Raw genomic sequence first — 16,749 nt, 5'->3', positions numbered from 1 at the left:
GAACCGGACTGTGACAGCTGTCTTCGCCGACGAAGAGGAGAAGCGTGCCTGCTACCGCGCACTGCGGTACGGGGTCACCGGTGGCGCGGCTCTCCAAGGACAGGCTGCGGTTCACCCTCCCCCGCACGCCGGACGGCAAGCCGCTCTCCGTCATGGCCCGCCGGAAGCGGGGTTCAACGGTCTCGCACCCGCACGGGAGGGAACTCGCGTGCCTGGCGTTCCGCGAGCGCCCATGGGAGCCACCTGCCGTCGTGCGACGTGTTCCTCCCGGACCGCCGCACGCTGCGTGCCCGCTCGTCGGTCGCCTCGCTACTGTCCGTCGCGTCTGTGTGTTCCCCTTGAGCGTGCTGTGGATGGCGGTAGCGTTCTTCGGCAACCTGACCGGCACTGCACTTGCCTTCCCCGGGCGCACGTTGCGGGCGCCGACGGACGATGCGGGCTGTGGCCGTGCCCGGATGCAGACGATCGAAAGCCACAGCCGAGTGTGCCGAGACGCCGTCACTCTCCGCCTGGACCAGACGCCCGGGGTCGCGCTCTTCTGGAGTACGGGCCACCCCGACGGCTATCTCTCCTGTTGAACTCCGCAACCGGCAACGGCGCCCAGATCCGACGCGACGAGACGAGACACGCCATGACCCTCATCTTCACCCGCCACCCCGACGCCAAGCGCTACGAACTGCGCCCCCGAGGCTCCGCCCCCGTCCACGTGCGCCGTGGCGCCCCCGACGGCCGCCCCCTACCTAAGGGGTGCAAGCCGCGCTTTACGCTCGCCGACGACCCTGCCGGTACCTCGCCCCTCGCCGTGGTCGTCCGGCATGACGGCGGTCGTCTCGCCGTGCTCACCCCGGACCACGAGCACTTGGCCGAACTGCGCCTGCCGCCGCGGAAGAAGCGGTGGCGGCCCGCGTACGAGATCCACCTGCCCGACGGAACGGTGCTGCGTGGGCGTGAGGGAACGGTGCCGTCGCTGCTCCTGTGCCTGGTGCTACTGCCGCTCGCCCTGCTGTACCTGGTTGCCCTCGCACTCTCCGACTCCCCCGCCGACACCACCACTGCCCCGCTGCGGACGGCCTGGAAACGGCCGGGTGAGCTCTTCGGCCGGGCGGCCCTGACCGAGTCCGTGCGCGGCCGGTTCCGGGTCCGGGGCGACAGGCTCGACCACCGGGTGGCGTACGCGCAGGCGGTGGCGAAGTACTGGGAGCGGTAACCCGCTGGCCGACCCCGCCCTGACGCGCTTGGCCGCCCAACCTCCACCAGTCATTGAGACCTCAACAACCAAGATCAGCCGTTAACTTGACACACCCCCTTAGCGCGGCCTGGCTTAGCTTCACCTTGCATCGCGGGACACTCTTGGCCATGCCTTCATGAGTGCAACCGGCGTACCAGCAACAGGGCGCCTGGGGCATCGCAACAACCTGCCCTCTGGGTGTCCCGTCCCCGACGGCCGCGGTACCAGTGTCGTGCCAGATGCGGCGGTAAACAGCGGTCAATCAAGAGCAGAGAAGCGTCCGAGTCAGCCGCGCAGCACATTGTTTGTGCAGGTCAGGACCACTCCTAGGCTGCGAAGGCGCCCTGATTCCCAAGCTCAGAGCGCGGGTTCGATTCCCGTCACCCGCTCCAGAATCCAGAGCCCAGCTCAGGGGGACAACCCCCAAGCTGGGTCTCTTTGTTGTCCAGGCGGGGTCAGGGGCCGCCGCGAGACCGTGGAGACCTCGGCGGCCTCGGAGGCCTCATGGGTTTTCCCTTCCCTGTTGGTGCGTTGTGGTGTCGATGGCGGTGATGGCCGCGGCGGGGCAGAGGCCGGTGGCCTGGTGGGCCGCGGTGTGGTGGGCGGGGAGCGGCTCCGGGTCGAGGAGGAGGACCCGGCCGTCTTCGTCGTTCTGGTCGAACACCGCGGGGGCGGTCAGTGCGCACATGCCGGCGCCGACGCAGCGGTCACGGTCGACGGTAAGGGTCAGGGTGACGGGCACCGGGCTACTCCTTGTCCCAGGTGACGGGGAGGCTCTGTACGCCGTAGATGGGCGTGTTGGCGCGCAGCGGTACGTCCTCCGGCGGGACGGCCAGCCGTAGCGTCGGGAAGCGGGTGAGCAGCGCCGGGAAGGCGACGGTCATCTCGACGCGGGCCAGTTGCTGGCCCAGGCACTGGTGGGCGCCGTGGCCGAAGGCCAGATGTCCGATGGCCTTGCGGTGCAGGTCGAGGCGCTCGGGCTCCGGGTACTTCGCCGGGTCGCGGTTGGCGGCCGGGAAGGAGACGACGACCGTCTCACCGGCCTTGACCAGCCGGCCGTCGATCTCGACGTCCTCCAGCGCGACCCGCAGCCCCAGGTCGACGATGGTGAGATAGCGCAACAGTTCCTCGACGGCTTGGCCTGCGAGGCCCGGATCGCTGCGTAGGGCGGCGAGCTGGTCGGGGTTGCTCAGCAGCGCGAAGGTGCCGAGCCCGAGCATGTTGGCGGTGGTGTCGAGACCGGCTGCCAGCAGAAGGAAGCCGACACCGATCAGTTCCTCGTCGGTGAGGTCGCTGTCGGTGAGGTCGCTGAGTATGTCGTCGGTGGGATCGGTGCGCTTGGCGGCCACCAGCTGTGTGAGGTACTCCTGGATCGCTGTGTAGGCGGCCACCTTGTCTTCCAGGTTGTCCGCGCCGAAGATCGTCGCGGCCTGCTCCTGGAAGGAGCCCCGGTCCTCGTACGGCACCCCCAGCAGCTCGCAGATCATGATCGCGGGGATGGGCTTGGCGAACGCGGTCACTAAGTCCACCGGCGGCCCGGCCTTTTCCATGGCGTCCAGGTGGTCGGCGGTGACCTGCTCGACCCGCTCGGTGAGCAAACGCATGCGTCGGACGGTGAACTTGCCCGCCAGCAGTTTCCGGTAACGGCCGTGCTGTGGCCCGTCCATGTGGATGAACTCGCCGGGCGCCGCCGGAGGCATCTCCATGTCACCTATGTCCATGGACGGGTCGTGCATGAGCTCCTTGCGGGAGCTGAACCGTCCGTCGGCCATGATCGCGCGGACCACGTCGTGCCCGGTGGCCAGCCAGCCGATGTGTCCGTCGGGGAAGCGCAGCCGGCGCAGCGGCTGCTCCGCACGGAACTGCGCCAGCTCGGTGGGCGGGTCGAAGGGGCAGCCCGTGCGGCGGTCGGTCGGTCGCGTCACCGGCTCGGAGTGCTGCGGCGCGTCGTGGGCGGAGTGCGTCGACGGTTCGGTGTGCATGGTGTTCTCCGGTGTTGGTTGAAGTTGATTGACGTTGATTGAAGGGGGGAAGTGGCTTGTGGGGTGGGAGGGTTACCGCTTCGCGTCGCGGTTGAAGGCCGAGCGGGCCCAGAGGTAGCCGACCAGGGTGAGCCCGACGCACCAGGCGACGGCTATCAGCCCGTTGTTGCCGATCCCGGTGCCCATCAGCAGGCCTCGCAGCGTCTCGATGACCGGGGTGAAGGGCTGGTACTCGGCGAACCAGCGCAGCCCGGTGGGCATCGACTCCGGCGGGACGATGGCGCTGCCGAGGAAGGGCAGGAACGTCAGCGGCATGGGCATGTTGCTGGCGGTCTCGACGTTCTTGGCTATCAGGCCCATGGCGGCGGCCAGCCAGGTGAGGGCCAGGGTGAGCAGGGCGAGGAGGCCGGCGGTGGCGAGCCACTCCACGGGGGTGGCGCTGGGACGGAAGCCCATCAGCAGCGCTACGCCGAGGACGAGAGCGATGCTGACCAGGGTCTGGATGACGCTGCCGACGACATGGCCGGTGAGGAACGAGGCGCGGGAGATCGACATCGTACGGAACCGGTTGACGATGCCCTCGGTCATGTCCGAGCAGACGCTGATCGCGGCGGACAGGGCTCCGGAGGTCGCGGCCATCAGGATGATGCCGGGCGCGATGTAGTCGATGTACTCACCGCCGCCGGTGGGCATGGCGCCGATGCCGGTGCCCAGGGCGCCGCCGAAGACGTAGTTGAACAGCAGCAGCATCACCAGCGGCATCGCGACGACCGTGACCGTCATGCTCGGGTAGCGCAGTGCGTGCTTGAGGTTGCGCCGCAGCATCGTCATGGAATCGCTGACGGCGTAGGACAGGGAGCTCATCGGACGCTCTCCTTCTGGGAGTTGGTCCCGGCGCCCGACTGGGTCCGGCCGGTGAGGGTGAGGAAGACATCGTCGAGGTCGGGGGTGTGCACGGTGAGGGCCTCGGCCTCGATCGACGCGTCGTCCAGGGCGTCGAGGACGGCTCGCAGGGTGGGGATGCTGCCGTTGCTGGGAATGTGCAGGGTGAGTTCTTCGCTGTCTCGGGCTGCGGAGCCGAAGAGGGCGGCGGCCGTTGCGAGACCGTCCGGGTCGGCGAACCGGAGGCGGATGTGGCCGCCGGGGATGAGGCGCTTGAGCTCGTCCGCGGTGCCTTCGGCGACCAGCTTGCCGTGGTCCAGTACGGCGATGCGGTCCGCGAGTTGGTCGGCCTCCTCCAGGTACTGCGTGGTCAGGAAGATCGTGACGCCTTCGTCGGCGACCAGGCCGCGGATGATCTCCCACATGGTGCGGCGGCTGCGCGGGTCCAGGCCGGTGGTCGGCTCGTCGAGGAAGATGATGCGGGGGTTGCCGACCAGGGTCATCGCGAGGTCGAGCTTGCGGCGCATACCGCCGGAGAAGGTGGCCACGGGCTTCTTGGCCGCGTCGGTGAGCTCGAAGCGGCGCAGCAGTTCGGTGGAGCGCCGGCGGCCCTCGCGGCGGGGCAGGTGGTGCAGGTCCGCCATGAGGAACAGGTTCTCCTCGGCGGTGAGGAGGTTGTCCAGCGCCGCGAACTGGCCGGTGACGCCGATCGCGGCGCGTACGGCATCGACCTCGCGGGTCAGGTCGTGGCCCGCGATCTGCGCCTGGCCGGCGTTCGCGGAGATGAGGGTGGAGAGGATCTGGACGGTGGTGGTCTTGCCGGCGCCGTTGGGGCCGAGCAGGGCGAAGATCGTGCCCTCGGGGATGTGCAGGTCGATGCCGTCGAGCACCACCTTGTCGCCATAGGACTTGGAGAGACCGGTGGCGGTGATCGCCGGTGAAGCGGCGGGCGTACTGGACATGAACATGACAGTCCTCGCGGAGTGCGGTGTGAAGTGTGGTGTGTCGTGTGTGGTGTGTCGTGTGTGGTGGTGGGTGTGAAGGCCGGTGGGCGGTGAGCGGCGGATCGCGCGGCCGGGAGCCGCCGCTCACCTCGTCACGCGCGGCGGATGACGATGTTGCCGACGCCGGTGCGGCCGCGCACCTCGACCTTGTTGGCGGAGTCGCCCGGGCCCTCCGACTCCCCAAGGGAGTTGTGCAACCCACCGGCGCGGGTGTGTACGTCGAGCCAGGCGGCGGTGGACTCCCGGATGCCGACTTCGAGATCACCGGCAGCGGAGTGCAGTGCGATACGACCGCGCGTCACATCGCCGATCTTGATGGCGCCGTTGGCGGTCTTGGCGTCGACCGAGGCATGCGCGACATCAACGAAGATGCCGCCGTTGGACGCTTTCGCCGTCAGGTCGCCGGTGATCTCGCCGACCACGGTGTCCCCGTTGCCGTTCTTGACCAACGCCGCGCCCGCGACCTCGCCGACGTGGATCCGCCCCGCCCCGACGAGCTCGGCGTTTCCCGTTACGCGGTCCACGCTGATCGTGCCGTGACCGGTCCTGAGGTTGACGGATGCCGCCTCCTCGACCTGGAGGGCGCCGAGCGAGGTCTTGAGCCGGCACTGCCCCAGACGGCCTTCGCAGACGAAGTCCCCCATGGGCGCGTTTCCCAGGACCTCGGAGTCGGCCGGCAGCTCGATGGTCACGTCGAGCGAGCCGCTCTTGCCGAACACGGAGCGCTTCTTGGGCCCCTTGACCAGCAACTTGCCGCCCGAGCAGGTGACTTTCGTCTGCTCCGCCGCCCGTACGTCGAGCTCATCGGCGTCGTTGCTCGGCAGCACCTCGACGACCGTGTCGGTGCGCTTGCTCGCGACGATCCGGACCGACCCGATGTCGAATTCGAGGGTGGCGGAGATCGGTTCGGGAGTGTCGAAAGTTGGCATGGCTGTCCCGTCCTCTTGACTGTGGTCTGCGTTTCCGCTGGTCAGGGGCCTCTCCCAGCGTTGGCTGGGGAGGGTGAATGAGTAACTGAGCTGGTGTGCGTGCCGGGTTGCTGAGCGGTGGCGCCCGGGCCGTCCTAGCGGGCCCAGCCCGTGAAGCCCTGCTGGCCTCGGGAGCGGCGGCCGGCCGGGCGGGCCCGCTCGCCGGGCTGCTCCAGCGCGGCTGCGACGGCTCGTACCAGCCAGGCGTTGACCGAGAGGCCCTCCTGGCCGGCGGCTTCCTCGACCCGGGTCTTGAGATGGGCCGGGAGCCGGAAGTTGATGCGCGCGGTGCCGCCCTCGTCGGTGTCCGCGGCAGGAACCGGCGGTGGTGCGGGGACGTTCTCGGGCTCCCCGGCCTCCTCGAACACCTCGTGCTCCGGCGGCAGTGTCACCACGAACTCCGGGTCGAGCCCGCGCAGCCGTACGTCGACCGAGCCCGGCGCCAGGTCACGGGTGACCTCCCCCATGGCGTCGGACAGTGCGTTGAGAATGGTCAGCCGGGCGGCCGACTCCAGGGGCGTGGTGAGCCGCTCGGCCAGAGCGCGGGCGTCGTCGCCACCCGCATCCGCGGCGACCGCGAGTTCGTGCCGGAGGTTGTCGACGTAGGGCGTGAGGTCCATGACCCCACTATGGCATCACTATGGCACCACCGCAAGCCTTTCTGGCGCCACCTCGGCCCCCATGGCGCCATCGTGACGTCACGTGGGCACCAGGCCGTGCTGGATGTGGCGGGTAGGGATTCGCGCCGGCGCCGGAGGGGCGATCCAGGTTGCAGGCGAACTTCAGCAGGTGGCGCCCGCATGGTCAGCGCCCCGTCAGCCCAGCACATGGCGCCAGGGTGGCACCAGACGGCGGTCCAGACGGCGTCCAGACGGCGCGTCGACCAGGGCGAAACGAGCACACATCACCAAGGGGCAGGGATGGGGTGGTGGTGGCTACGGCGAATCAGCGTCCGCGCGGGCCGCGGTCGCCTGTGCGGCGTCCAGGAGGCGGCGCAGGCGGAGTCCGTCCGGGGCGACGGCGGTGACCAGAGCGGCAGGGCCGACCAGTGGTGTCAGCACAGCCCGGCCGTCTTCCGGAACGCCGCCGAGCAGGCGGACTTCCGGGGGCTGGTCCTCGAAAGCCGGGTCGACGAGGAGGAGTTGCCCGGCCGCGCGGTGGGCGGCGAGAACGGCGGGGCCGTCCCAGCCGGGTGCGCCCGGGCCGTACGCGGCCTGTTGGTCCAGCAGTGTGCGTCCGCCGCGGCGGACGGTGAGGCGAGATGCCACATGGCCGGGCGGTTCGCCCGTGCGGCCAAGGACCTGTTCCTCGCGCAGTACGAGCCGTGCGGTGGGGGCGAGATCGACGGTCCAGGTCTGCCGCAGAGCGCTGCCGGCCGCGCAGATCAGTGGTTTGGGGAGCCAGTGGAGCTGTGCGTGCTCTCCTGCGGTCAGCTGCACGTCGTAGGTGGCGGGCTCAGGGGTCGGGCCGCGCAGGGCGAGGGTCGCGGCGGCGGAGGTGAGGTGCAGCGCCGCGCCCTGCTGGGCGGTGGCTTCGATGCGCAGCCGGTCGCCGCCGAGGGGGGCGCTCATGGCGCCGATGACGCATACCCGGGCCTCGGTCCCTCGTGGGCGCAGGCGCCGCAGTTCGAAGGGTCCGTCGCCGTCGAGGACGGGCAGGGTGGTGGTGCCGCCCCTGGCTGCTGCCGTGATGCGGGCGGTGGCACGCACGCCTACGGAAGTCCGCTGGGGGGCCGGCACGGTGTGCGGGGGCGCGAGGGTCATGCGGGGCCCGCGGTCCAGTCGGAGAGGCGTGCGCGGACCCAGTCGGCGACCGGTTTCACGCCGCCGTCCGTCTTGAGGGAGGTGAAGGCGACGGGGAGTTCGCCACGCTGGGCCTTGGCGTCGCGGGCCATGCCTTCCAGGTCGGAGCCGACGTAGGGCGCGAGGTCGGTCTTGTTGATGACGAGGAGGTCGGCGGTGGTGACGCCGGGGCCGCCCTTACGGGGGATGTCGTCGCCGCCGGCGACGTCGATGATGAAGATCTGGGCGTCGGCCAGGCCCTTGGAGAAGGTGGCGGTGAGGTTGTCGCCGCCGGACTCGACCAGGACCAGGTCGAGTCCGGCGCCCTCGGACGAAGCCGCGGCCTCCAGGTCCTCGACGGCTTCCAGGTTGGCGGAGATGTCGTCGCGGATGGCGGTGTGCGGGCAGGCGCCGGTCTCGACGGCGGTGATGCGCTCGGCGGGCAGGACCGCCTCGCGGAGCAGGTATGCGGCGTCCTCGCGGGTGTAGATGTCGTTGGTGACCACCGCGAGGGACAGCTCGTCGCGCAGAGCCCGGCAGAGGGCGGCGACGGTGGCGGTCTTGCCCGAGCCGACCGGCCCGCCCAGGCCGATACGCAGGGCACGCCGGGTGCCGTCGGGGCGTACGAGGTCGGCGGCGCTGTAGGTGTGGCGCTCGGGGAAGGTCTCGCCGTGATCGCGGTGCATACAGACTCCGGTCTTTCGCAGTGCTTCGTGGTTGTCGTGCGGGTCAGGAGGCGAAGAGGCGTACCGGCCAGGCGGCGTGCTGCTGCGCGGTGATGTCGAGCAGCGGCGCGGAGGCGGCGGGCAGCGCGTCGAGCCCCTCAGCGGGGAGGCGTTCGGCGGCCGCGGAGGCTGCGGCGGCGGTCCGGTCGAGGTCGGGGGCGAGGCGGGCGAGGACGGCGGTGGCGTCGAAGGGGTCCAGGCTCAGCAGCCGGACGGCGGCGGTGGCCGGGCCGCTGATGTTCTCGTACGCCACCGCATACGCGGCATCCAGCGGTGCCAGCCCGGCCGAGCGTGCCGCCAGGCCCAGCACCACCGGCTGGTGCGCGCCCCGTGGCCGGGCCGCGGCCAGCGCGTCCAGTTCGGCCGACGGCCAGGTCGCGCGGGCGGCCCGCATCATCTGCCGGCCCAGCTTGCGGGCGGTGGTCCGTAGCGCCGGCACAGGGGTACGGGCGTCGGCGGCGTCGTCCAGCGCCAGTGGATCGTGCCCCGCGGCGGCCGCGGCGGCCAGCGCCGCCGCGACCAGTCCCGCGGTGTGCAGCCGCCCCCGGCAGAAGTCCTCCAGCGAGTCCGCATCCTTGATACGGCCCGCGGCCACGGCCGGTTCGGCGCCACCGGAGTGCGCGTGCCCCCCGGCGGGGAACCGGCCATCGGCCAGGACGAACAGCGCGGCACGGCTCATATTTCGCAGGTACCTTTCGTCACTCATACCTCAAAGACCTCAGCGATCTCAGAAGAGGAAGTACCGCTGTGCCATGGGGAGTTCACGGGGGTAGTTCCGCTCGACGGTCCGGCCATCGATGGACGTCGACACGTCCTCCACCTTCTCGCCCCCGGCGATCACCTCGAAGGTGTCGGCGTCGACCTCGACGTCGGGGGTGGCGTCGTTCTCCTTCATGTCCGCCTTGCAGACGTCACGCGTGCTGCTGATGGCCTTGAACTGCTTGGTCAGCCTGAGCCGTTGGGGCAGCCCGTTGTCGATGGCCCGTTGGGTGACGAAGTTGAACGAGTTGGAGCGGGGTGCCAGTCCCGTGGCGCCCCACACGGCGCGGGGCAGGACCGGCTGCGGGGTCGGAATGGAGGCATTGGCGTCGCCCACCTGCGCGTACGCGATCTGCCCGCCCTTGATGACCTGATGCGGCTTGACCCCGAAGAACTTCGGCTCCCACAGCACCAGATCGGCCAGCTTGCCGGGCTCCACGGACCCGACCACCGCATCGATCCCCTGGGCGATCGCCGGGTTGATCGTGTACTTCGCGATGTACCGCCGGGCGCGCCTGTTATCGGCTCCCTTGTCCCTCGTCGGCCGCTCATCCTCCGGCAGCCTGTCCTCTTCCAGGAAGCCCCGCCGTACCTTCATGACGTGTGCGGTCTGCCAGGTGCGCATGATCATCTCGCCGATGCGGCCCATGGCCTGGGCGTCGGAGGACATGATCGAGATGGCGCCGAGGTCGTGCAGGATGTCTTCGGCGGCCATCGTGGAGGGCCGGATCCGGGAGTCCGCGAAGGCCAGATCCTCTTTGATCTCCGGGTTGAGGTGATGGCAGACCATCACCATGTCGAAGTGCTCCTTGACCGTGTTGACGGTCAGCGGCCGGGTGGGATTGGTGGAGGCGGGCAGGACGTTCGGCTCGCTCACCATCTTGATCATGTCGGGGGCGTGGCCACCGCCCGCACCCTCGACGTGGAAGACATGGATCGAGCGGCCGTCGATGGCCGCGATGGTGTCGTCGACGAAGCCCGCCTCGTTCAACGAGTCGGCATGGAGCGCGAGTTGGACATGGATACCCGTCGTCTCGCAGACGTCCAGACACTTCTTGATGACGGCGGGGGTGGCGCCCCAGTCCTCGTGGATCTTGAAGCCGATGATGCCGGCGTCCACCTGGTTGTACAGGGAATCCTCGGACATGGTGGCGCCCTTGCCGAGCAGTCCGATGTTGACCGGGAAGGCGTCCAGCGCCTCGAAGGTACGGGCGAGGTGCCAGGAACCGGGCGTGACGGTGGTGGCGGTGGTGCCCGCCGCCGGCCCGGTACCGCCTCCGATCAGCGTGGTGACACCCGCGGCCAGCGCCTCGCCGACCTGCTCGGGGCAGATGAAGTGGACGTGTGTGTCGATCCCGCCGGCGGTGAGGATCTTCCCGTTGCCCGCGATGACCTCCGTCTCGGGGCCGATGACGAAATCCGTGGGCTTCGGGCCGATGTCGTTGTGTTCGCCGGCCCCCTCATGGAGAGGCGTCATCGTCTCGTCGTTGTACGCCTTGCCGAGCGCGGTGATGTGGCCGTCGCGGAGGGCGACATCGGCCTTGACGATGCCCCAGTGGTCCAGGATGACAGCGCCTGTGATCACGGTGTCGGGGGGCTCGACGACCTCGTCGCCGGCGGAGTCACCGAACTCCTGCGGCCCGCCGGGCTTGTCGTCGACGCGCGGGTCGCGTGGCGCGATGGACTGCCCCATCGACTCACGGATCACCTTGCCCCCGCCGAAGACCATCTCGTTCCCGCTGCGCCCGGGACCGCCCGCCCAGTCGTCCTCGATCTCGATCCGCAGCTCCGTGTCGGCGAGACGGATACGGTCACGGGTCGTAGGGCCGAACCGGTCCGCGTACTGGGCGCGGGTCAGGGGGTCCGAAGGCTTGGGAGGCTCAGGGCAGCACTCAGTCACTGTGCCCACCCCTGACCTCATCGGACGACTCCGGGATACCGATGAGGGGGCCGCCGGCCTCGCCGCGCAGGCCGTGGACCACGCGCTTGCCCTCGATGGGTACGAGCTCGACGTCTTCGGGCATGTTGGGCTCGAAGCGTACGGAGCTGCCGGCAGGGACGTGGAGGCGCTTGCCCCAGGCGGCCTCACGGTCGAAGTCCAGCCCGGGGTTGGCCTCGGCGAAGTGGTAGTGGGAACCGACCTGGACGGGACGGTCGCACGGGTTGTTGACGGTCAGGCGGGTGACCTCACGGCCCTCGTTGAAGCGCACGACCTTGTCGCCCGGCTCCGTGGAGTACTCAACCTTCCCGGGTGAGACGAGCAGCTCTTCGCCCTCGCCCGCTTCCGGGAAGGGATCATGGATGGTGACCAGCTTTGTGCCGTCCGGGAACGTGGCCTCCACCTGCACATTCTTGATCATCTCGGGGACGCCCTCCATGACGTCCTCCCTGGCCAGCAGCTTCCGCCCGGAAGACATCAGGTCGGCGACGGTGCGGCCGTCCCTGGCCCCCTCAAGGACATGCACCGTCAACAGCGCCACTGTCTCGGGGTAGTTGAGCCGGACCCCTCTGGCCCGACGCTTCTCGGCGACGTCCGCCGCGAGATGAATCATCAGGCGCTCTTGTTCGTGTGGAGTCAGATGCATGGTCGTACCTGCGCCTTCTTCCTGCCCCGAAGCCTGTGCCCGGGGTTTCTGTCGTGCTGGGGGTTCGGCCACCTCGGCGCCCGTGACAGGCGCCATGCCCTCTGCCACAGCCCTACAGGGAGGGGAGAAACGTACGACCGATGCATGCGTCAGCTGCCGCCATGGGACACAGATCGAGCTCAACCACCGTCACAATGAGTGGACTTGACGACCATCGGGTTTGCCGGCCGCTTGTCTCGCGGCCGGCGGGGTGGGTACCCGCGCCGGACCGGCCATCGGCGTAGCGGGCATGGGCAGGGCGCCTCTGACCGGAGATGCCACGGGAGGCCGGGGCCTGTCCGGGCCCCGGCCTCGCATCGGGCGTTGACCCGTCTATCGCTCGGCCGCCTGGGGCGAAGCCGTACGACAGGGATCGCCGGAACTGCTGACCTGGGGTGTGTCCGGCCCCGCCGGTGATCCGAGGGGACTCTCCTCCCTCCCGGAGCGGGCGTTCCGTGCCGGGCGAACGACGGTGACCAACACGGCCAGCGCCGCAGCCGGGGCCAGCACCGCGAGGCTCAGCGCGACAGATTCGGTCGGGTCCGTCCAGGACAACACGCCCGTATAGAGGGCACCGCTGGTCATTTGCAGGAAGAAGAACAGGCCGGAGGCGCTGCGGGCATTGGCTCCCACCGACCGCAGCATGCCGGCCTGGCAGACGGGGAAGGCGGCACCGATACCCGTCATCGCTACGGCCATCGGCACGACGAGAACGAGAGGTTCCTGCGGGAACAGGTACGCGCCCAGGGTCATGGCCGCCGTCGCTACCAGGGACACCAGCCCCGAGACGAGCAGTATCCGCTCCAGCCGGTGGCGCTGATGCATTCTCCGGGCGGTCCTGCTCCCCACGATGTAGCCGACGACCACGAGTGCGTAGAGGAGGCTGAAGACCGTTGACGTGGTGCCGAGGCGCACCTGAAGGGTGTGGCTGGAGAACGTGGTGAACGTGAAGTACACGCACCACGCGAGGCAGATCGCTGCGGTGAACCACCAGTACTGGGGCCTCGCCAGGACCTGACGCAGCCCCGATCCGGCGCCGGAGGGCTGGGCCTCCGAGTGGGGCAGGGTGCGCCGGGCGACAAGGAAGGTACCGGCGCTCAGCAGGCCGAGCCCCAGCATGATCGGCCGCCATGACAGATGGTCGACCAGCAGCCCGACGACGGGTGGTGTGAGCGCGGGCGTGAGCGCGATGGCTGTGGACAGCCCCGTGAGTGCCGCCAGCCGCTGGCGTTCCGGAAGGGCTTCCTGCACATAGACCCGGGCGAGCACCGTCCCCGCGCCGCCACCGAGTGCCTGGAGTACCCGGGCGGCGGTCAGGGTGAGGACATCGGGCGCGGCCGCCACCGCCACCGACGCCACGACGTGCAGTACCAGAGCGGCGAGCTGCACCTTGCGTGGACCTGTGCGAGCGGCCAGCACCCCGGCCACGGCCATGGCAATGGCGTACCCGGACATGTACAGCACAAGACTGCGGTCGATGGCCGCGGGCGACGTCGCGAGGTCCGCGGCGATGTGCGGCACAGCGGGCACAAACGCCGCCAGCGTCGCCTGCGGCACGACGACCAGCAAGATCAGACATATCCGCACGGTGGACCGGTCGGGGTTCACAGCAGCACTCCCGCGCGCGTGGGAAGACGGGATGCGACCTGCTCCGCGACCCGGCCCGCCTGGGTGGCCGCGTACTCCATCGAACTGGTGTGGAAGTGCACCCCGGACGAGAGGTCTCCGACGATGTGCAGCCGGGGGATCGACACCCCGCACGCATCGAGCACCTCGTTGGTGTCGGGGTCGACGTCCAGTCCGCCGAGCGGGTGCGGACGGGCGAATCCACTCCGGGTCAGCATCTCGACCAAGCTGCCGGGGCGAGCGGCGCTCACGTCGATGCCCCGTCCCGTCGCATTCACCACCACGTCGTACCGCCGCTCCTCCCCTCCGCGGTAGAACGCCCGGAAATGGCGGCCCTCGGCGCGGACATCGAGGATGCCGGCGCGGAACGAGAGTCTGCCGGAGTCGGCCAGTGCCAGCAGCGACCGGGCGTTGACGGGAGGCATCGGACTTCGCAGGCAGGTGAAGATCCGGCTGTAGCGCCGGGTGAACTCCGTGCCACTCGTGGCGTCCAGGGCTCTCCAGAGCCGCGAGTACCAGGGAGTCAGCGCGACGATGCACCGCTGCACCGCAGCGGCGGGACCTGGTTCGCCGAGCCGGGCGCGAAGCAGCTCGGCGCCGCCGGTCCGGGCCAGGAAGGGGTGAAGCGCTTCCCGCAGGGTCGTACCCCGGCGCGCCAGCTCTCCGTCGAGAAGCCCGGCGAGATCTTTGAGACCGATGGTGTCCCGCTGGGCGAATGTGCGCCGGACGTCCTCGACGAGTTCCTGAGCGCAGTCCCCCGCACCGAGATCGCAGCGCACATCCGGTAACGCACCACTGCGCGAACCAAGGGTGACGCGCACCCCGTCCGTTCCGCGCCCCAGTTCCAGGGCCACGTCGATCGCCGTCAGTCCGGAGCCGAGTACCAGTACCTCGGAACCGGGCGGTACGGCATCCGTACTCTGCTGCACGGGATAGGGCTGGTGAAGGTAACCCGGTGCGCCGGACAGCTTGTACACATCCCGCGCGGGCAGCGATCCCAGGCAGAGGATCACGTCGTCCGCCCAGCGCGGGGCAGAGCGCGCCGGCACCACCGCGCTGCGTTCCGCGGTGGGCTGCACCTCACACACCGGCTCTCGGACGGCCTCCACGGAACCGCCGAGATTACGCAGGTCACGGCATGCCGTAGCGAAGACATCCGTCAGATACCTGCCAAAGCTCGACCGTGGTGCGAACAGCATGCTGCCGGCATCGGTGCGGGCGGCCACCGGCCCGTGCTGCCCGAGCCACCGCCGGAAGTGACCGCGGTCCACGTAGTCCACCGACATCGCGGAGACCGGCCGGTTGAGCAACGCGCCCTCCGTGTCGTCCCGGTAGGCGAAGCCCGGCCCGCACGGCCCGTCCGGTTCGAACACCACGACGTCAGGAGCCTCCACAGCCGGCTCGGCCGAGATCTGCTTCACGAGGGCGACCAAGAACGCCGTACCCGAAGCGCCGCCACCGATCACAGCGATCCTCCGTCGCTGATGCGGGGCACTCTCGACCGGTGCAGGGCAGGACACTGCGGACTGTGCGGAATTCACGTTCTCTCCTTGGGGCTCGTCAGGGCATGCCTGAACTCGGTGGCTCAACCTCACGGAAGAGCCAAGGAATTACTTGAGGTAATGACCTCAATGCGTGGAGTAACCGGAACTGGCGAGCAGGGGCGCAAGGCACACTGACGGATCATCAGGAGTCGGAGGAGTCCACCGAGGACGCAGGCAGGCCGCAGACGCACGCAGGCCGCAGGAGCCTGCCACGGTGTTTCCGGAAGCCGGGTTTATGCCGCCACAGCGGCGGTCCCGGCCCACCGCTTCGGTCCTTGCCGGGACCATTCGCAACCGGCCGGACGACGGCCGCGCCGCCCCTCACTCACACAATTCCTCGCCGGAAGACGGCGCATTGCAGCGGGACACACATCAGGACGTCGCAGAAGACCGCCCGCTGCAACAATCAGCCAGGCCGGCAGCGCGGCCGGAGCAGCGGGGGCAAGTGTCAGCGGGGCGACAGACTCCGCCATAACAGGACCTCCTGAGGGAAACACGCGTCCCAAGTCGTTGGAGCTCGCAACGACGGCAGCGGGTCTGACTCGCCCGGCACCGACCGCCCCTACCGGGGACGGGTCGTGCTGGACTTACAGTGGCGCGACCGTGCCGGGCTCTCACCGGCTTCCGCCATGCCGTCGTAAATATCGCCGTTACGGTACCGAGAACCACCGACCGAGCCAAGGGCGTACAGGCGGCACAACCGCGTGCAGAAAACCACTTCCCGCTCCCCAAAACCCCGCAATCATGGACTCATTGGCAGGTAAAGAGAGGGGTTGCACGGCCACCCCGGTGACGATGATCTCACCCGCAGTGAACGCGGCACTGTGCCTCATGTGCCCGCCGGGCCGCGGGCAACAGCGGGCCGCCCATGGGAGTTGGGGCCCTGCACGACCGATTTCCTGTGCGACCCCGACGGGTTGACCGTCGGGGTCCACGCGGCGGGCTGATACGGCAACGGTGGGTTGTTAGTGAGGCGTTACCGGTGCGCTAGCGATCTCCGTGAGAGTCATGTGCGTCCAAGGGCGTTGGTTGAGGGCCGCTGCGGCCGTCGGCTTTCTGCCCCGCCCATCGAACGGGGGAGCACGACATGCAGAGAATGACGCCGGATGACGTAGAGCGCCGCGGAGCGCCGGGCTCCGAGAATCCCTCCACATTTGACTTCGGAGAGTAAGTCGCACACGACCCTCCGTTGAGGATTCTTTTTCTCGGGGTCGCAGCGGAACCTCAGCATCCGCCTCGCCCTCTTTTTAGGCGTCCCACTCCTCTGGGCGTCCCACTTACCAGAACTTCGAACGAATGCGATGGGACCGTTATGCGTGAATTCAGCCGCCGGGGCATATGTGGACTCGGGATAGGCGCGGCGGCCGCGCTCACTGTCGCCGGCTGTTCCTCCTCCCGTTCGTCGGCCTCCGGCACGGTCGGAACCAAGCCCGGCAAGACGGCGAAGAGCAAGCCGATCGGCGACGGCTCGACCGCCTACACCGGAAAGCAGCCCAACCAGCCGCCCGCACCGGAGAAGCTGGAGCCGGGCCAGAAGCCGCCCCAGTTCGTGGTCTTCTCCTGGGACGGCGCGGGCGAGGTGGGAAACGGCCTCTTTCCGCGATTCCGTAAGCTCGCCAAGGATCA

At 69.3% G+C, this 16,749-nt stretch carries 14 protein-coding genes, 1 pseudogene and 1 riboswitch; of the genes and pseudogenes, 2 read left to right on the top strand and 13 right to left on the bottom strand.

Annotated elements, in window-relative coordinates; genetic code table 11:
• Nucleotides 1–574 precede the first annotated feature (574 nt).
• Nucleotides 575–1,207 (top strand): hypothetical protein, encoded by a 633-nt coding sequence (locus tag ACZ55A_RS31045; RefSeq protein ID WP_468847070.1) that lies wholly within the window; start codon nucleotides 575–577, stop codon nucleotides 1,205–1,207.
• A 523-nt stretch (nucleotides 1,208–1,730) separates the two neighbouring features.
• On the opposite strand, the gene ACZ55A_RS31040 is transcribed toward ACZ55A_RS31045, so the two are convergent.
• From ACZ55A_RS31040 to ACZ55A_RS30980, 13 genes are all read right to left on the bottom strand, one after another.
• Nucleotides 1,731–1,970: a ferredoxin gene (locus tag ACZ55A_RS31040; RefSeq protein WP_468847068.1), complete on the bottom strand. Its 240-nt coding sequence runs from the start codon at nucleotides 1,968–1,970 to the stop codon at nucleotides 1,731–1,733.
• A gap of 4 nt (nucleotides 1,971–1,974) precedes the next feature.
• Nucleotides 1,975–3,210, bottom strand: coding sequence for a cytochrome P450 (locus ACZ55A_RS31035; RefSeq protein ID WP_468847065.1), 1,236 nt, complete (start codon nucleotides 3,208–3,210; stop codon nucleotides 1,975–1,977).
• Between the two features lie 72 nt (nucleotides 3,211–3,282).
• On the bottom strand, nucleotides 3,283–4,074 hold the full coding sequence (locus ACZ55A_RS31030; RefSeq protein WP_468847063.1) for an ABC transporter permease: 792 nt from the start codon (nucleotides 4,072–4,074) through the stop codon (nucleotides 3,283–3,285).
• A complete protein-coding gene (locus ACZ55A_RS31025) occupies nucleotides 4,071–5,060 on the bottom strand; it encodes an ATP-binding cassette domain-containing protein (RefSeq protein WP_468847061.1) in 990 nt (329 codons plus the stop codon). Before ACZ55A_RS31025 ends, ACZ55A_RS31030 begins: the two co-directional genes overlap by 4 nt.
• Nucleotides 5,061–5,188: 128 nt before the next feature.
• On the bottom strand, nucleotides 5,189–6,025 hold the full coding sequence (locus ACZ55A_RS31020) for a DUF4097 family beta strand repeat-containing protein (RefSeq protein ID WP_468847059.1): 837 nt from the start codon (nucleotides 6,023–6,025) through the stop codon (nucleotides 5,189–5,191).
• Nucleotides 6,026–6,159: 134 nt separating this feature from the next.
• Nucleotides 6,160–6,684, bottom strand: a complete 525-nt coding sequence (locus ACZ55A_RS31015) for a hypothetical protein (protein ID WP_468847056.1) — start codon at nucleotides 6,682–6,684, stop codon at nucleotides 6,160–6,162.
• Between the two features lie 315 nt (nucleotides 6,685–6,999).
• Complete coding sequence (locus ACZ55A_RS31010) at nucleotides 7,000–7,827, bottom strand: urease accessory protein UreD (RefSeq protein WP_468847054.1); 828 nt, start codon at nucleotides 7,825–7,827, stop codon at nucleotides 7,000–7,002.
• The gene (ureG, locus tag ACZ55A_RS31005) at nucleotides 7,824–8,531 is read right to left on the bottom strand and encodes an urease accessory protein UreG (RefSeq protein WP_468847052.1); all 708 of its coding nucleotides are present in this window, start codon (nucleotides 8,529–8,531) and stop codon (nucleotides 7,824–7,826) included. The genes ACZ55A_RS31010 and ureG overlap by 4 nt, the downstream gene beginning before the upstream one ends.
• A 43-nt stretch (nucleotides 8,532–8,574) precedes the next feature.
• Nucleotides 8,575–9,249 carry an urease accessory protein UreF gene (locus ACZ55A_RS31000; protein ID WP_468847050.1) on the bottom strand — a complete coding sequence of 225 codons (675 nt, stop codon included), beginning with the start codon at nucleotides 9,247–9,249 and terminating at the stop codon, nucleotides 8,575–8,577.
• Nucleotides 9,250–9,297: 48 nt separating this feature from the next.
• Entirely contained in the window at nucleotides 9,298–11,238 is a 1,941-nt protein-coding gene (locus ACZ55A_RS30995; protein ID WP_468847048.1) for an urease subunit alpha, read from the bottom strand.
• Nucleotides 11,222–11,914 (bottom strand): urease subunit gamma, encoded by a 693-nt coding sequence (locus ACZ55A_RS30990; protein WP_468847047.1) that lies wholly within the window; start codon nucleotides 11,912–11,914, stop codon nucleotides 11,222–11,224. Before ACZ55A_RS30990 ends, ACZ55A_RS30995 begins: the two co-directional genes overlap by 17 nt.
• A 372-nt stretch (nucleotides 11,915–12,286) precedes the next feature.
• Entirely contained in the window at nucleotides 12,287–13,561 is a 1,275-nt protein-coding gene (locus tag ACZ55A_RS30985; RefSeq protein ID WP_468847045.1) for an MFS transporter, read from the bottom strand.
• A complete protein-coding gene (locus ACZ55A_RS30980; protein WP_468847043.1) occupies nucleotides 13,558–15,045 on the bottom strand; it encodes an FAD/NAD(P)-binding protein in 1,488 nt (495 codons plus the stop codon). The genes ACZ55A_RS30985 and ACZ55A_RS30980 overlap by 4 nt, the downstream gene beginning before the upstream one ends.
• Before the next feature lie 588 nt (nucleotides 15,046–15,633).
• A riboswitch (cobalamin riboswitch) is annotated at nucleotides 15,634–15,775 on the bottom strand.
• Nucleotides 15,776–16,435: 660 nt separating this feature from the next.
• On the opposite strand from ACZ55A_RS30980, the pseudogene ACZ55A_RS30975 reads away from it, so the two are divergent.
• A pseudogene (locus tag ACZ55A_RS30975) lies at nucleotides 16,436–16,749 on the top strand (hypothetical protein); the annotation flags it as partial.

The sequence above is a fragment of the Streptomyces sp. NPDC034111 genome (assembly GCF_055575375.1).
Note: the sequence above shows the minus strand (reverse complement) of the source record. Positions and strands in the feature narration are given on the sequence as shown.

Excerpts from the sequence above, each read along its gene's own strand:
- ACZ55A_RS31035 (WP_468847065.1), bottom strand. The coding sequence starts at position 3,210 with ATGCACACCGAACCGTCGACGCACTCCGCCCACGACGCGCCGCAGCAC.
- ACZ55A_RS31030 (WP_468847063.1), bottom strand. The coding sequence starts at position 4,074 with ATGAGCTCCCTGTCCTACGCCGTCAGCGATTCCATGACGATGCTGCGG.
- ACZ55A_RS31025 (WP_468847061.1), bottom strand. The coding sequence starts at position 5,060 with ATGTTCATGTCCAGTACGCCCGCCGCTTCACCGGCGATCACCGCCACC.
- ACZ55A_RS31020 (WP_468847059.1), bottom strand. The coding sequence starts at position 6,025 with ATGCCAACTTTCGACACTCCCGAACCGATCTCCGCCACCCTCGAATTC.
- ACZ55A_RS31015 (WP_468847056.1), bottom strand. The coding sequence starts at position 6,684 with ATGGACCTCACGCCCTACGTCGACAACCTCCGGCACGAACTCGCGGTC.
- ACZ55A_RS31010 (WP_468847054.1), bottom strand. The coding sequence starts at position 7,827 with ATGACCCTCGCGCCCCCGCACACCGTGCCGGCCCCCCAGCGGACTTCC.
- ureG (WP_468847052.1), bottom strand. The coding sequence starts at position 8,531 with ATGCACCGCGATCACGGCGAGACCTTCCCCGAGCGCCACACCTACAGC.
- ACZ55A_RS31000 (WP_468847050.1), bottom strand. The coding sequence starts at position 9,249 with ATGAGCCGTGCCGCGCTGTTCGTCCTGGCCGATGGCCGGTTCCCCGCC.
- ACZ55A_RS30990 (WP_468847047.1), bottom strand. The coding sequence starts at position 11,914 with ATGCATCTGACTCCACACGAACAAGAGCGCCTGATGATTCATCTCGCG.